The 13,654-nt window shown below is 71.8% G+C and carries 15 protein-coding genes; 11 read left to right on the top strand and 4 right to left on the bottom strand.

What is annotated here, in order from left to right:
- Positions 1–32: 32 nt before the first annotated feature.
- The 9 genes from ACO07H_RS10350 to ACO07H_RS10390 all read left to right on the top strand — a co-directional run bounded on the left by ACO07H_RS10350 (position 33) and on the right by ACO07H_RS10390 (position 7,423).
- Positions 33–368: an alpha/beta fold hydrolase gene (locus ACO07H_RS10350; protein WP_422013748.1), complete on the top strand. Its 336-nt coding sequence runs from the start codon at positions 33–35 to the stop codon at positions 366–368.
- A 21-nt stretch (positions 369–389) separates the two neighbouring features.
- Positions 390–854 carry an alpha/beta fold hydrolase gene (locus ACO07H_RS10355; RefSeq protein ID WP_422013750.1) on the top strand — a complete coding sequence of 155 codons (465 nt, stop codon included), beginning with the start codon at positions 390–392 and terminating at the stop codon, positions 852–854.
- A gap of 121 nt (positions 855–975) precedes the next feature.
- Positions 976–1,482 (top strand): (2Fe-2S)-binding protein, encoded by a 507-nt coding sequence (locus ACO07H_RS10360; protein WP_422013752.1) that lies wholly within the window; start codon positions 976–978, stop codon positions 1,480–1,482.
- Positions 1,479–3,662, top strand: coding sequence for a molybdopterin cofactor-binding domain-containing protein (locus ACO07H_RS10365; RefSeq protein WP_422013754.1), 2,184 nt, complete (start codon positions 1,479–1,481; stop codon positions 3,660–3,662). Before ACO07H_RS10360 ends, ACO07H_RS10365 begins: the two co-directional genes overlap by 4 nt.
- Positions 3,662–4,054, top strand: a complete 393-nt coding sequence (gene soxX / locus ACO07H_RS10370) for a sulfur oxidation c-type cytochrome SoxX (protein ID WP_422013756.1) — start codon at positions 3,662–3,664, stop codon at positions 4,052–4,054. The genes ACO07H_RS10365 and soxX overlap by 1 nt, the downstream gene beginning before the upstream one ends.
- Positions 4,051–4,461 carry a thiosulfate oxidation carrier protein SoxY gene (locus ACO07H_RS10375; protein ID WP_422013758.1) on the top strand — a complete coding sequence of 137 codons (411 nt, stop codon included), beginning with the start codon at positions 4,051–4,053 and terminating at the stop codon, positions 4,459–4,461. Before soxX ends, ACO07H_RS10375 begins: the two co-directional genes overlap by 4 nt.
- Positions 4,461–4,784, top strand: coding sequence for a thiosulfate oxidation carrier complex protein SoxZ (locus ACO07H_RS10380; protein WP_422013760.1), 324 nt, complete (start codon positions 4,461–4,463; stop codon positions 4,782–4,784). Before ACO07H_RS10375 ends, ACO07H_RS10380 begins: the two co-directional genes overlap by 1 nt.
- Positions 4,781–5,524, top strand: coding sequence for a sulfur oxidation c-type cytochrome SoxA (gene soxA / locus ACO07H_RS10385; RefSeq protein ID WP_422013762.1), 744 nt, complete (start codon positions 4,781–4,783; stop codon positions 5,522–5,524). Before ACO07H_RS10380 ends, soxA begins: the two co-directional genes overlap by 4 nt.
- Positions 5,525–5,599: 75 nt before the next feature.
- Positions 5,600–7,423, top strand: coding sequence for a phage tail sheath family protein (locus ACO07H_RS10390; protein WP_422013764.1), 1,824 nt, complete (start codon positions 5,600–5,602; stop codon positions 7,421–7,423).
- Between the two features lie 6 nt (positions 7,424–7,429).
- On the opposite strand, the gene ACO07H_RS10395 is transcribed toward ACO07H_RS10390, so the two are convergent.
- A complete protein-coding gene (locus ACO07H_RS10395; protein ID WP_422013766.1) occupies positions 7,430–8,122 on the bottom strand; it encodes a glutathione S-transferase C-terminal domain-containing protein in 693 nt (230 codons plus the stop codon).
- A gap of 56 nt (positions 8,123–8,178) precedes the next feature.
- On the opposite strand from ACO07H_RS10395, the gene ACO07H_RS10400 reads away from it, so the two are divergent.
- On the top strand, positions 8,179–8,913 hold the full coding sequence (locus ACO07H_RS10400) for a hypothetical protein (protein WP_422013768.1): 735 nt from the start codon (positions 8,179–8,181) through the stop codon (positions 8,911–8,913).
- Between the two features lie 20 nt (positions 8,914–8,933).
- Here the strand turns inward: ACO07H_RS10400 and ACO07H_RS10405 are convergent, their stop codons facing one another.
- On the bottom strand, positions 8,934–10,007 hold the full coding sequence (locus ACO07H_RS10405; RefSeq protein ID WP_422013770.1) for a phosphotransferase: 1,074 nt from the start codon (positions 10,005–10,007) through the stop codon (positions 8,934–8,936).
- A gap of 76 nt (positions 10,008–10,083) precedes the next feature.
- Positions 10,084–10,788: a Crp/Fnr family transcriptional regulator gene (locus tag ACO07H_RS10410; protein WP_422013772.1), complete on the bottom strand. Its 705-nt coding sequence runs from the start codon at positions 10,786–10,788 to the stop codon at positions 10,084–10,086.
- 115 nt (positions 10,789–10,903) lie between these two features.
- Between ACO07H_RS10410 and ACO07H_RS10415 the strand changes: the two genes are divergently transcribed.
- A complete protein-coding gene (locus tag ACO07H_RS10415) occupies positions 10,904–12,685 on the top strand; it encodes a type IV pilus assembly protein FimV (protein WP_422013774.1) in 1,782 nt (593 codons plus the stop codon).
- A gap of 3 nt (positions 12,686–12,688) precedes the next feature.
- Here ACO07H_RS10415 and ACO07H_RS10420 read toward each other — a convergent pair whose 3' ends face one another.
- The gene (locus ACO07H_RS10420) at positions 12,689–13,633 is read right to left on the bottom strand and encodes a CysB family HTH-type transcriptional regulator (protein WP_422013776.1); all 945 of its coding nucleotides are present in this window, start codon (positions 13,631–13,633) and stop codon (positions 12,689–12,691) included.
- Positions 13,634–13,654: the final 21 nt, after the last annotated feature.

A 13,654-nucleotide genomic window follows, 5' to 3' on the forward strand; every position in this document is an offset into this window, starting at 1 on the left:
TCAACCGGTCTGCCTTGTTGCAGACTCCGGGCATGCAGATCACCCACCGGATTGCGGTCGACGGTGCCGCGCTGGCCGTCGAGTACCGTCCCCACGACGATGGCCGTCCGCCGCTCGTGTTCCTGCATGCCGGTGTCACCGACGGCCGGCTGTGGGACGGCGCCATGGCAGCCGCTGCCGGCCGCCGCTCGGCGCTGCGCATGGACCGGCGTGGTTTCGGCCAGACCCGCATCGAGGCCGCCCGGCCGCATGCGTGGATTGCCGATCTGCGGGCCATGCTGGACGCGCTGGGCCTGGCTTGTGTGGAGCTGGTCGGCTGCTCGCAGGGCGGCCGCATCGCCATCGACTTCGCGCTCGCCTGGCCCTAGCGGGTCGCGGGGCTGACGCTGGTGGCGCCGTCCGTCAGCGGCGCGCCAGCGCCCGCGCTGGACGCCGCCAGCCAGGCGCTCGTGGATGCCATCGGCGCCGCCGAGGCGGCCGGGGATGCCGACGAGGTCAACCGGCTCGAAGCGCGGCTGTGGCTGGACGGGCCTGCGCAACCGGAGGGCCGCGTCGGCGGCGCGGCGCGGGGGCTGTTCCTGGCGATGAACGGCGCCGCGCTGCGCTCGCCATCGCCCGGCGAACCCGAGGCGCCGGCACCGGCCTGGCTACGGCTGGAGGCATTGCGATCGCCGCTGCGGCTGGTGTGGGGCGACCTCGATCTGCCGCATCTCGTCGAGCGCTGCCGCACGATGGCAGCGCGGCTGCCGGCTGCGCGCTGCTGGCCGCTGGCCGGCGTGGCCCACCTGCCACCGCTGGAGGCGCCACAGGTCTTCAACGCCGTGCTGCGCGAGGCCGGCCTGCTCGAGAGCTGAAATGGTGGCCGACCGGCGGCGAGGCAGGCGCGGCCGCCACCCTCGCACCTCCACGCATGACAGCCCCGCGCGCTCCTGCTAGTCTGCCCCGCGCCACACATGGCGCAACGGAGCAGCAGACATGGCGGAGTTGACGGTCAACGGCAAGCGGGTGCAGTACGAGGCGGAAGCCGACACGCCGCTGCTGTGGGTGCTGCGCGAGCAGCTCGGGCTCACCGGCACCAAGTACGGCTGCGGGGTCGCGCAGTGCGGCGCCTGCACGGTGCACATCGACGGTGCGCCGGTGCGCAGCTGCGTGATGCCGGCTTCCGCGCTGACGGCGGCGCAGAAGATCACCACCATCGAGGGCCTGTCGCCTGACCCGAAACAGCCGGCCAGCCACCCGCTGCAGAAGGCCTGGGACGCGCTCGACGTGCCGCAGTGCGGCTTCTGCCAGAGCGGCATGCTGATGGCCGCGGCGGCGCTGCTGAAAAGCAAGCCCAAGCCCACCGACGCCGACATCGACGAGGCCATGACCAACATCTGCCGCTGCGGCACCTACAACCGCGTGCGTGCGGCCATCCACCTGGCGGCCGGCCAGGTGCAGCGCAAGCAGATCCCCATCGTCATCGAAGGAGGCCAGGCATGAGCGCCACCCTCTCGCGCAGGTCGTTCCTGCATGCCACCTCGGCCGCGGCCGGCGGCCTGATGGTGGGCTTCCACGTGCCGGGCCTGGCCCAGCAGCCCGCCGGCGCGCCGCCCGAGCTGAATGCCTGGGTGCAGATCCTGCCGGACGACACCACTGTCATCCGCATCGCCCGCTCGGAGATGGGGCAGGGCACGCTGACCGGCCTGGCCCAGCTCGTCGCCGAGGAGCTGGAATGCGACTGGCGCAAGGTGAAGACCGAATACCCCACGCCGGGCCAGAACCTGGCGCGCAACCGCGCCTGGGGCAGCATGAGCACGGGCGGCAGCCGCGGCGTGCGCGAGTCGCACGAGTACGTGCGCAAGGGCGGCGCGCTGGCGCGCGCGCTGCTGATCCAGGCGGCGGCCAACCAGTGGAACGTGGCGGTGGTGGAGTGCGCCACGGCGTCCGGCTGGGTCACGCACGCGGGCAAGCGCCTGAGCTACGGTCAGCTCGCCGCCGAGGCCGCCAAGCTGGCAGCGCCGGCCGACATCCAGCTCAAGGCCGCCAAGGACTGGACGCTCGCCGGCCGGCCCCTGAAGCGGCTGGACACGGCCGCGAAGCTGGACGGCTCGCAGGTCTACGGCATGGACCTGAGGCTGCCCGGCATGCTGAACGCGGCCATCAAGGATTGCCCGGTGTTCGGCGGCAAGCTCAAGAGCTTCGACGCTGCCGCGGTGATGAGCCGCCCCGGCGTGAAGAAGGTCGTGCAGGTGGGCGACTCGGCCGTGGCCGTCGTGGCCGACACCTGGTGGCGGGCCAAGACGGCGCTGGACGCGCTGCCCATCGTCTGGGACGAGGGCCCGAATGCGACGCTGAGCAGCGCCGATGTGGCCGCCACGCTGAAGGCCGGCCTGGATGCGCCGCAGGCTGCGGTGGGCAGCTCGCAAGGCGACGTGGCCGCGACGCTGGCGGGCGCCGCGAAGACGGTGCAGGCCGTCTACGGCACGCCGCACCAGAACCACGCCACGATGGAGGTGATGAACGCCACCGCGTTGTTCACGCCTGCCGCGGTGGGAACGCCGGAGCGCTGCGAGGTCTGGACACCGACGCAGAACGGCGAAGCTGCGCTCGCTGCGGCGGCCGAGGCGTCAGGGCTGCCGCCATCGGCCTGCGAGGTCTACAAGCTGCACCTGGGCGGCGGCTTTGGCCGGCGCGGTGCCGTGCACGACTGGGTGCGGCAGGCGGTCATCATCGCGAAGGAACTGCCCGGCACGCCGGTCAAGCTGCTCTGGACGCGCGAGGAGGACATGACGCATGGCCGCTACCACCCCGTCACGCAGTGCAAGCTGACGGCCGGCCTGGATGCGGCCGGCAAGCTCACCGCGCTGCACATGCGCATCTCGGGCCAGAGCATCGTCGCGGGCATCTTTCCGCAGAACATCAAGGACGGCAAAGACCCGGCCGTGTTCCAGGGGCTGAATGCCGGCGGTGCGGAGGGCGCGTTCGGCTACTCGGTGCCCCACCTGCTGATTGACCACGCGATGCGCAACCCGCCGGTGCCGCCGGGCTTCTGGCGCGGCGTGAACCTGAACCAGAACGCGATCTACCTGGAGTGCTTCATCGACGAGGTGGCGCTGGCGGCCCAGCGCGACCCGCTGGCGCTGCGCCGCGAGCTGCTGGCCAGTTCGCCCAAGCACCTGGCCGTGCTGAACGCGGTGGCCGAGAAGGCCGGCTGGGCCCGGCGTGCGGCCGGCGAGAAGAAGGGCCGCTACCTGGGCCTGGCGCAGATCATGGGCTTCGGCAGCTACGTGGCAGCCTGCGCCGAGGTGTCGGTCAGCAAGAAGGGCGAGCTGAAGATCCACCGCATCGTCGCGGCGACCGACCCCGGCCACGCCGTCAACCCGCAGCAGATCGCCGCGCAGATCGAGGGCAGCTTCGTCTACGGGCTGTCGGCAGCGCTGTACGGCGAGATCACGATCAAGGACGGCCGTGTCGAGCAGCAGAACTTCGACACCTACCCGGTCATGAAGATGGCCGACATGCCGCAGGTGGAGTCCATCGTCATGCCCTCGGGCGGCTTCTGGGGCGGCGTGGGCGAGCCGACCATCGCCGTGGCGGCGCCGGCGGTGCTGAACGCGATCTTCGCGGCGACCGGCAAGCGCATCCGCGACCTGCCGCTGCGCAAGCATTCGCTGGCCTGATGCGCCTGATGCGCCTGATGCACTGGGTGCTGGCTGCCCCGCTGCTCGCGGCCGGCGCGCATGCGGAGCCTGGCGATGCGGCGCGCGGCCGGCTGCTGGTGGCCGACCGCACGCAGAGCCTGTGCCTGCTGTGCCATGCGCTGACGGCCGCGGGCGATGCCAACCAGGGCAACCTCGCACCGCCGCTGGCCGGTGTGGCCGCGCGTCTCAGTGCCAAGGGCCTGCGCGACCGCATCGCCGACATGCGGCGCTTCAACCCGGCCACCGTCATGCCGCCGTTCCGCTCGACCGAGGGTCTGCGCGACGTGGCACCTGCGTGGCAGGGCAAGCCGGCGATGACCGAACAGCAGCTCGACGACATCGTGGCCTACCTGGCCACGCTGGCGCCATGAAGCGGCGCGAGTTCGTGCTGGCCGCGGCGGCGTTGGCGGCGCTGCCCGAGGCGCGTGCCACGGACGACGCGCTGCGCGCGGCCATCCGCGCCTGGGCCGGGCGCGACCCCGAGGCCGGCGCGCTGAAGATCGAGATCGCCGAGCTGGTGGAGAACGGCAACGCGGTGCCGGTGCGCATCGCCGCCAGCGAGCCTGTCAGCGGCCTGACGCTGTTCACGCCGCTGAACCCCGAGCCCGAGGTCGTCCACGCGAGTTTCGGCGCGGCCATCGCCCGGCCCGAGTTCAGCACCCGCATGCGGCTGGCCCGCAGCCAGCGCATCGTGGCCGTCGCGCGCGCCGCGGACGGCCGCTGCTGGCAGGCGGGCGTGGACGTCATCGTGACGCTGGCCGCCTGCGTGGAGCCCTGATGGCGACGCGGGCCGTCATCACGCTGCCTGTGGCCATCAAGGCCGGCGAGCCGTTCGAGGTGCGCGCCACCGTGGCCCATGCGATGGAGACCGGCTACCGCAGCGGCGACGACGGCGCTCGGCTGCCGCGCGACCTGGTGCGGCGCTTCGAGTGCCGTCTGGACGGCGAGCTGGTGTTCGCCGCCGACCTGTTCGCGGCGATCTCGGCCAACCCGTATCTGTCGTTCTGGCTGCGCGCCGACAAGCCGGCCGAGCTGAGCTTCAGCTGGCGCGGCGACAACGGTTTCAGCCACGAAGAGACGCGGCGGCTGAACGTCGCATGAAGGCCGGGCTGCTGCTGCCGTTGCTGCTCTTGCTGGCGCTGGCCGCGCAGGCCGCCGAGCCCGACGCGCGCCGCTCCGGCCGTGACACGATGAGCGGCGCGCTGCGCACGCTGCAGGCCGACGACGCGCAGCACCCCGCGCAGCTCGCGCTGGCGTTGGGCCAGGAGCTGTGGATGCAGGGCGCCAAGTCCTGCGCGAGCTGCCACGGCGAACCCGCGGCGCTGCGCGGTGTGGCGGCGCGCTATCCCGCCTGGGATCAAGGCCTCATCGACCTGCCCGGCCGCATCCAGCGCTGCCGCGTGCGCCACCAGCAGCAGCCCGCGTGGGCGCCGGAGTCCGAGCCGCTGCTGGCGCTGTCGGCGCTCGTCGCCCAGCAGTCGCGCGGGCTGCCGCTGGCGCCGCCGCACGGCGCCGAGCTGGACGCCGCCGCCGCACGCGGCCAGCGGCTGTACACGACCCGTATCGGCGCGCTGAACCTGTCGTGCGCGCATTGCCACGACGAGCGCGCCGGCCTGCGCCTGGGCGGCAGCCTGATCCCGCAGGCCCAGGTGGATGACTACCCCGTCTACCGGCTGGAGTGGCAGTCGCTGGGCAGCCTGCAGCGCCGCCTGCGCGGCTGCCTGAGCGGCGTGCGCGCCAAGGTGTGGGACTGGGACAGCGCCGAGCTGCTGGCGCTGGAGGTCTATCTGGCGCGGCGCTCGGCCGGCATGGCCATGCAGCCGCCCGGCGTGCGGCCTTGAGCTGAAGCGGACACTGGCGGTGTCGCCTGCTCCGGCTTCGGCGCGCAGGCCCGCCGGGCTCTAAAGTCGGGCGTCATGCCTGCCTACCTCGCCCCCGGCGTCTACATCGAGGAAACGAGCCTGCGCGCCAAGGCGATCGAGGGCGTCGAGACCTCGACCGCCGGCTTCGTCGGCCCGTGCCGCTCGGGGCCGGTGGCCGGTGTGCCGGCGCTGCTGACCAGCCTCGGCGACTTCGAACGCCTGTATGGCGACGGCCAGCCGCTGGCGCTGGCCGCCGACGGCACCGCCGCGGCGCGCCCCAACTTCCTGTGGCATGCCGCACGCAGCTTCTTCGACAACGGCGGGCGGCGCCTGCATGTGAGCCGGGTGTTCCAGCCGCTGGCTGCGACGGCACCGGATGCGCCGCTGTGTGCCGATGGGCGTGCGCGCGGCCGCGCGGGCGAGGCGCCCGTGGCGGCCCGTCATCCGGGGGCCGCCGGCAACCTGCGCGTGCGGCTGGGGCTGAAGCTGGGTGCGGCGCTGGCCTCCTGGGCCGCGCTGGCGGAGGGCGACGTGGTGTGGGTCACGCCGACCGCTGCGGCATCGGCCGTGCGGCATGCGCAGGACCTGCCGCTGGGCAGTGCCACGCTCGGCAGCGATGGCCGCTGGCAGGTCAACGGCGCCACGCCCGTGCCGGCCGCCGTGCAACTGCTGACGGTGAGCGTCGAGACGCTGGCCGCCGATGGCCGCGTGGCGTCGGCGTGGCGTGGCATGTGGCCCAACGGCGCGCGCGCAGCGCAGAGCCTGCAGGCCAGCGTCGGTGCGCAGGCCGGGGACGGCGTGCCGGTCGTGGTGCCGGGCGACGCCTTCGCCGACGGCCTCGCCTGGGTGCAGGCGCTGGCCTCGGGCCTCAGCTGGCAGCTCCCGCCGGCCGACGTGACGGCGGCGGGCGGCGACGAGCGGCTGGCCTGGCGACGCAGGTTCGAGGCAGGCGTGACGCTGACGGTGCAACTGGCCGGCGGCAACGACGGGCAGCTGCCCGGCAGTGCCGCCTACGAAGGTCGTGCCGATCCGGCGACGGGGTTGGCGGCGCTGGCCGCCGTGGACGACGTGGCCCTGGTGGCTGCGCCCGGCAGCACCTGGCACGCCGTGCAGCGCCCGAGCGAGGTCTCGGCCATCACGGCGGCGCTGATCGCGCATGCCGAGCGCCTGCGCTACCGCCTCGCGCTGCTGGATTCGCCCGAGGCCCTGACGGTGAGCGAGGTGCGCGACCTGCGTCGACGCCTGGACAGCCGGCATGCCGCGCTGTACTACCCCTGGGTGACGGTGGCGGACCCGCTCGCCGGCCAGCCGCTGAACCTGCCGCCATCCGGCTTCGTGACCGGCATCTGCGCGCGTGTGGACCAGGAGCGGGGCGTCTGGAAGGCGCCTGCCAACGAGGTGGTGGTGGGCGCCCTCGGTTTCGAGCGGGCCGTCACCGCCGCCGAGCAGGACGTGCTGAACCCCGAGGGCATCAACTGCCTGCGCGCGTTCGCGGGCCGGGGCCTGAGGGTGTGGGGCGCCCGCACGATCAGCTCGGACCCTGAATGGAAGTACGTCAGCCAGCGTCGCTACTTCGCGTACCTGGAGCACTCCATGGACCTCGGGACGCAATGGGCGGTGTTCGAGCCCAACGGCGAAGCGCTGTGGGCCCGGGTGCGCCAGGCCATCGGCGACTTCCTGTCCGGCGAATGGACACGCGGCGCGCTGCTGGGCCAGAAGCCGGAGCAGGCCTTTTTCGTGCGCTGCGACCGCACGACGATGACGCAGAACGATCTCGACAATGGCCGGCTCGTGGTGATGGTGGGCGTGGCGATGGTCAAGCCGGCGGAGTTCGTCGTCTTGCGCATCGGCCAGCAGACCGCCGGCGCCGGGCCCTGACAGACCCTATCGCTGCAGCACCTGCCGCTGTCCGAACAGCGCCTCGCGCGCCCTGTCGTCCGTGAGCGGTTTGCGCGCGCCCGCCAGCACCTGCACGCCGCGCTGCACGGCAGGCCGCTTGGCGATCTCGTCGAACCAACCCTTGAGGTGCGGATAGTCGGCCATCTCCACGCCCTGGGTCTTCCAGGCGCGCAGCCACGGGAAGACGGCGATGTCGGCGATGGAGTAGTCGGGGCCGCCGAGGTAGGTCGCGTGTGCCAGCCGCTTGTTGATGACGCCGTAGAGCCGCTGGGCCTCGCGGGTGTAGCGCTCAATGGCGTAGGGCAGTTTCTCGGGTGCGTAGACGCGGAAGTGGTGCGCTTGGCCCAGCATGGGGCCGACGCTGGCGATCTGGAACATCAGCCACTGCAGCACCTCGTATCGGCCGCGCACATCGGCCGGCAGCAACCGACCCGTCTTGCCGGCCAGGTACAGCAGGATGGCGCCGCTTTCGAACATCGACATCGGCGTGCCATCGGGGCCGTCGGGGTCGGTGATTGCGGGAATCTTGTTGTTCGGGCTGATGGCGAGGAATGGTGGGGCAAATTGCTCGCCGGAACCGATGTCCACGGGATGCACCCGGTACGCGAGGCCGCACTCCTCCAGCATGATGTGCACCTTGTGGCCGTTGGGCGTGGGCCATGAATACACTTCGATCATCCGTCGCCTCCGTCCCAGGGCAACAGGCCCTACAACCAGCCCGATTCTCACGACTCATGGTGGTAAAGCAAGTCAAGCACTGGCTCGTGACCCGCGCCAACGCCGCGCGCTGGCGTCCGATCCAGGACTGGGCCGAGGCGCGCAACGCCAGTTTCACGCAGACCCGCGACGGGCTGGGCTTCCTCATCGAGGCGCCCAAGGCCTTGCCCGGGCCGCTGCGCGTGGAGTGGGGCGTGTCGCAGCGCAGCTACCTGCCCGGCACCGAACTGCGCATGCGCTGCGAGATGGGCCTGCACCCCGACCTGCAGCTCATGGTGCTGTGCCGCTCGCTGATGGAGAACCTGGAGCGCGCGGTCTTCGAGGCCTACACCGACACGCTCAAGACGCGGGTGGACACCGACACGCCCGAGGAGATGCGCTGGCTGGTGATGTTCCCGAAGTTCAACAACACGTCGCAGCTGGTGCGCCAGCGCTACGGCGTCGTCGGCGTCACCAAGGACCTGACCGGTGCTTGGATGGAGGGCGAGCTCAGCGACGCGCTCGTGCAGGCGAGCCAGGACCTGCTGCCCGACGGCCATCCGTTCGTGCTGATGTGCATGCGCGGCAACATCTACCTGCGCACCGAGATGGCGGAGCCCGACATCGCCAAGGTGCAGGCGCTGGTGCGGCTGCTGGAGTGCGCGGCGCGCGAGGCGCTGCGCGTGAATGGCCGGCTGTCGGACAGCGGCGCGTGGCCGACCACCACGTCCATCGCCTTCACACCGTCCACGCGGCCCGGCGACGTGGCCTGAACGCTGTCAGGCCGTCGTGCTCAGGCCTTCTGCGCGAAGCGCCAGGCCAGCTGCGACAGCGGCCCGGCGCTCTTGGCCGTCTCCCGGGCCTGCGCGCTTGACGCGGTGCCGTCCACCACGCGCTTGGCGATGCCCTGCACGATGGCCGCGATGCGGAACAGGTTGTAGGCCATGTAGAAGTTCCAGTCGGCCATGACGGCATCGACGTCGGCGCGGCCGGTGCGTTCGCAGTAGCGCTGCACGTAGTCGCGTTCTGACGGGATGCCCAGCGCGGCCAGGTCCTGGCCGCCCAGGCCACGCGCCGCGCCCGAGGTCTGGATGTGCCAGCTCATGCAGTGGTAGCTGAAGTCCGCCAGCGGGTGGCCCAGCGTGGACAGCTCCCAGTCCAGCACGGCGATGATGCGCGGCTCGGTGGGATGGAAGACGACATTGTCCATGCGGTAGTCGCCGTGCACGATGCCGACTTCGCGCTCGTCGCGCGCAGAAGCCGGGATGTGCGCCGGCAGCCAGGCCAGCAACGCGTCCATCGCCGGGTTGGGTTCGGTGACGGAGGCCAGGTACTGCTTGCTCCAGCGGCCGATCTGGCGCTCGAAGTAGTTGCCGGGCTTGCCGTACGCTGCCAGCCCCACGGCGTTGACATCGACCTTGTGCAGCGCCGCGATGACGCGGTTCATCTCGTCGTAGTGCGCGGCGCGCTCGGCGTTGCCCATGCCGGGCAGGCTCTGGTCCCACAGCACGCGGCCGGGCATGAAGGACATGATGTAGAAAGCCCGGCCGATGACGGCTTCGTCGTCGCACAGCGCATGCATGGCCGGCACGGGCACGTCGGTGGACGCCAGCGCACCCATGACCTGGAACTCGCGCTCGATGGCGTGCGCCGACGGCAGCAGCTTGGCGACGGGGGCCGGCTTGCTGCGCATGACGTACTTCGCGCCGGGCGTCGTCAGCAGGTAGGTCGGGTTGGACTGCCCGCCCTTGAACTGCTCGATCGTCAGCGGCCCGGTGAAGCCGTCCACGTGGGCGGACAGCCAGCCTTCGAGGGCCGCGGTGTCCAGCGGTTGGGCAAGGGGGCGGGTGCCGGTGAATGCGTCCATGGAGGTCGGGTTCGAGAAGGCCAATCGCCGATTCTGCGAGGCGAGGGCGGCGCGCCGTGTCGCCTCGGCGGCAGCCTCAGCGGGCGGCGGCGGCCAGCAGCTTGTCGCGGTTGAGCACGACGAGCCGCGTCGGCTCCACGCGCACCGCGCCTTCGCGCTCGAAGGCCTTGAGCTCCTGGTTCACGCGCTGGCGTGACGCGCCGAGCAGCTGCGCCAGGTCTTCCTGCGCCAGCTGCAGGCCGATGCGGATCTCGTCGCCCTCGTGCACGCCGTAGGAGCGCGCCAGCAGCAGCACCTGTTTGGCCAGGCGTGCGGCCAGCGGGCGGGTGTTGAGGTCCTCGATCATGTCGAACATCAGGCGCAGGCGGCGGCAGTTCAGCCGCAACAGCGCGTCGTACAGCTCGCTGTGCGCTGCCAGCAGCGCGCGGAAGTCGGCCTTGCGCACGCACAGCAGTGTCGTCTCACCGTGCGCGTAGGCGTCATGCGTGCGGGGCAGGCCGTCGAAGAGGGCGATGTCGCCGAACCAAGTGCCGGGCTCGACGTAGGTCAGCGAGATCTGCTTGCCGGCCAGCGACACCGAGCTGACGCGCACGGCGCCCTTGGCGACGGCCGACCATTCCTCGGCGGGCTCGCCGCGGTGGGACAGCATGGTCTCGTCGGCCAGACGGCGCACGAAGGCGCGCTGCAGGATGTCGTTGCGCAGCGGTTCGGACAGTCTGGAGAACCAGACGCCCTGGTCGATCTGCTGGCGTTCGGCGGGAGTGAGGCTGAGTGCGTTCATGGCTGACGGGCATTGTGCCGCCCGCGCGCACCCGGGCCGGCGCCGGGCTGCATGCTAGAGTGGTCCGAGCAGCTGTTACACCTCTTATCAACTTCACCGCAAGCCACTGCCGTCAATGCCCCTCACGGCCCTGCGCCCGACGTTGCTGGGTGCCCTTGCGCCCACCTTGGCTCTGCTGACCAGCCTGACGCCTTCCGGCGTGCAGGCGCTCGGGCTCGGGCGGCCGCAGGTGCATTCGACGCTGGGCCAGCCGCTGGATGTCAGCGTGCCGCTGACGTTGGCTGAGGGCGAACGGCTGGGGGATTCCTGCCTGCGAGCGGAGGTGTCTGCCGGCGACGCGCGCGTGCCGGCCGGGTTGTTGCAACTGCGCGTCGAAGGCGAGCCGGGGCAGCAACGGCTGCGGCTGCAGAGCCTGGTGCGCGTCGAGGAGCCCGCGTTGCGCATCACGCTGGCGCTGGGCTGCCCGTTGCGGCTCACGCGGGAGTTCAACGCCTTCATCGACCCGCCGGCCACGTCGGCCGCCACCGCCGCGCTGCCGCTGCCCGCACCGACGCCGCCGCCTGCGGTGACGCCGCCGGCCGCCGAGCCCGTCGCACGCACTGCGGGGGATGCACCGCCCGCGCCGGCCGTCAAACCAGGGCCGCGCCCGAAGCCGCCTCGCCAGACCGGCCCGCGCCTGGTGCTGGAGCGGCCCGAGGTGCTGGTGGGCCAGGCGCCGCGTCCGGCCAGGGCCGTTGCCAGCGCACCCGAGGTGGAACTCACGCCCGAGCTCGAAGCGCAGATCGCCCAACTGGAGCAGACGGTGGCCCAACTGCGTGCCGAGTTGCAGGCGCGCCAGGCGGCTGCCGCATCCGCGGCCCAGACAGCCGCCGCTGCGCCGCCGGAGCCAGCTTCGGCGCCTGCATCCGTGGCTGCGTCGGTACCAGCCTCTGCACCCGCAGCGGCTCCCGATCCAGCGCCAGCGCCCGTGCGCGGCGTGCGCCCCTCGCCCTACAGCGATCCGATGACGTGGCTGCTGACGCTGGGCCTGAGCCTGCTGGCGGGTGCCGTGGCCTTCTACGGCAGCCGCTGGCTCGACGAGCGGCGGCGCCGCGAGCGTGCCTACTGGCGCGCGCTGCACTCGGCGGAGGGCGGCCGCCGGTCAACGCCAGCGGCGCCGGCCTCCGGCATCGCACCCGCTGTTGCAGGCGGTGCTGCGGCGCTGCCCGACGAGGGGCAGCACACGATCACGAAGCCCCAGCCGCGCCCGATGGCCTGGCCACCGGTCACGCCGGAGCCGCCGCAAGTGGACGACGCGCTCACGGCCTCGCAGGCCATGCGCACCCAGCCCATGCCTTCGCAGGCTGTGGCGTCAGCGCCCCTGCTGTCCGAGGAGTTGCCGGCCGAGCTGACCATCGCCGACGAGCTGCTGGACCTGCAGCAGCAGGTCGATTTCCTGCAACTGCTGGGCCAGCACGAGGCCGCGGCTGACCTGCTGGCCGCGCGGCTGCCCCGCGGCAACGCGGGGGCGATGCCCTACCTGATGCTGATGGAGTTGTGCCAGCACCGCGGCCAGCCCGAGGTGTTCGCGCAACGGGCGATGCAGTTCGAGCAGCGTTTCGGGGCGGCGCCGCCGCAGTGGGCACAGAGCCTGGCGCGAGGCCGCAGCCTGGATGCCTGCCCCAGCGTCATCGCGCACCTGCAGGTGGTGTGGGCCGATCCGGCCGGCGCGATGAAGATGCTGCAGGAACTGCTCGCGCGCGGTGGCGGCCCGGGCGTCAGCAACTTCGATCTGCCGGCCTACCGCGACCTGCTGCTGCTCTACAGCGTTGCGCGCGACCTGTTCGAAGCGGGCCTGCGCGGCGAGGGTGTGGACCTGATGCTGCCGCTGGACTCCAGCTTCGGCAGCGAGACCTGAGCGCTACAGGCCGAAATCCGTCGCGTCGCCGTTCATCGCCTTCTCGATGAGCTTGCGGCTCAGCCGTTCGGACAGCAGCTCGGCAAAGCTGTACACGTAGTTGCGCAGGTAGGCGCCGCGCTTGAAGGCCACGCGCGTGACGTTGCTGCCCAGCAGCGTGCCCAGCGGCCGCGCGACGAGGTCGCTGTTGGCGGGTTCCTCGCGCATGGCCATCTCGGCCACGATGCCCACGCCCATGCCCAGGCGCACATAGGTCTTGATGACGTCGGCGTCGATGGCTTCCAGCACGACGTTGGGCGTCAGGTGGCGGGCCGCGAAGGCCTTGTCGACGCGGGTGCGGCCCGTGAAGCTGGGGTGGTAGGACACCAGTGGCTCCGCGGCCAGTTGTTCCAGGCTGATGCGCTCGACCGAGGCGAGCGGGTGGTCGCGGGGCACCACCATCACATGCTGCCATTCGTAGCAGGGCAGGGTGACCAGCTCCGGGTACTGCGTCAGCGACTCGGTCGCCAGCCCCAGGTCGGCGGACTCGTCCAGCAGCATCCTGGCGACCTGGTCGGGGCTGCCCTGGTGCAGGCTGACGCGCAGCAGCGGTAACTGCTTGCGCAACTGTGCGACCGGCGCGGGCAGCACGTAGCGGGCCTGCGTGTGGGTGGTGGCGATGGAGAAGGTGCCGCTGTCCTGGCGCGAGTACTCCTCGCCGATGCGCTTGAGGTTGCCCACTTCGCGCAGGATGATCTCGATGCAGGCCAGCACCTGCTGGCCCGGCTCGGTGATGCGGCGCAGCCGCTTGCCGTGGCGCGAGAAGATGTCCACGCCCAGCTCTTCCTCCAGCTCCAGGATGGCCTTGGACACGCCGGGCTGCGACGTGAACAGCGCCTTGGCCGTCTCGGTCAGGTTGAGGTTGCGGCGGGCGGCTTCCTGGACGAAGCGGAATTGGTGCAGGTTCATGTCAGTGGCGCGCGGCCGCTC

Origin of the sequence: Roseateles sp. (assembly GCF_965229315.1) — a bacterium.
Lineage (GTDB): Bacteria > Pseudomonadota > Gammaproteobacteria > Burkholderiales > Burkholderiaceae_C > Pelomonas.

Bases quoted from the DNA above. Each gene is read 5' to 3' on its own strand.
- ACO07H_RS10405 (WP_422013770.1), bottom strand. From the start codon at position 10,007: ATGGACGCATTCACCGGCACCCGCCCCCTTGCCCAACCGCTGGACACC.
- ACO07H_RS10380 (WP_422013760.1), top strand. From the start codon at position 4,461: ATGGCGACGCGGGCCGTCATCACGCTGCCTGTGGCCATCAAGGCCGGC.
- soxX (WP_422013756.1), top strand. From the start codon at position 3,662: ATGCGCCTGATGCGCCTGATGCACTGGGTGCTGGCTGCCCCGCTGCTC.
- ACO07H_RS10410 (WP_422013772.1), bottom strand. From the start codon at position 10,788: ATGAACGCACTCAGCCTCACTCCCGCCGAACGCCAGCAGATCGACCAG.
- soxA (WP_422013762.1), top strand. From the start codon at position 4,781: ATGAAGGCCGGGCTGCTGCTGCCGTTGCTGCTCTTGCTGGCGCTGGCC.
- ACO07H_RS10360 (WP_422013752.1), top strand. From the start codon at position 976: ATGGCGGAGTTGACGGTCAACGGCAAGCGGGTGCAGTACGAGGCGGAA.
- ACO07H_RS10395 (WP_422013766.1), bottom strand. From the start codon at position 8,122: ATGATCGAAGTGTATTCATGGCCCACGCCCAACGGCCACAAGGTGCAC.
- ACO07H_RS10390 (WP_422013764.1), top strand. From the start codon at position 5,600: ATGCCTGCCTACCTCGCCCCCGGCGTCTACATCGAGGAAACGAGCCTG.
- ACO07H_RS10365 (WP_422013754.1), top strand. From the start codon at position 1,479: ATGAGCGCCACCCTCTCGCGCAGGTCGTTCCTGCATGCCACCTCGGCC.
- ACO07H_RS10375 (WP_422013758.1), top strand. From the start codon at position 4,051: ATGAAGCGGCGCGAGTTCGTGCTGGCCGCGGCGGCGTTGGCGGCGCTG.
- ACO07H_RS10350 (WP_422013748.1), top strand. From the start codon at position 33: ATGCAGATCACCCACCGGATTGCGGTCGACGGTGCCGCGCTGGCCGTC.
- ACO07H_RS10420 (WP_422013776.1), bottom strand. From the start codon at position 13,633: ATGAACCTGCACCAATTCCGCTTCGTCCAGGAAGCCGCCCGCCGCAAC.
- ACO07H_RS10400 (WP_422013768.1), top strand. From the start codon at position 8,179: ATGGTGGTAAAGCAAGTCAAGCACTGGCTCGTGACCCGCGCCAACGCC.
- ACO07H_RS10415 (WP_422013774.1), top strand. From the start codon at position 10,904: ATGCCCCTCACGGCCCTGCGCCCGACGTTGCTGGGTGCCCTTGCGCCC.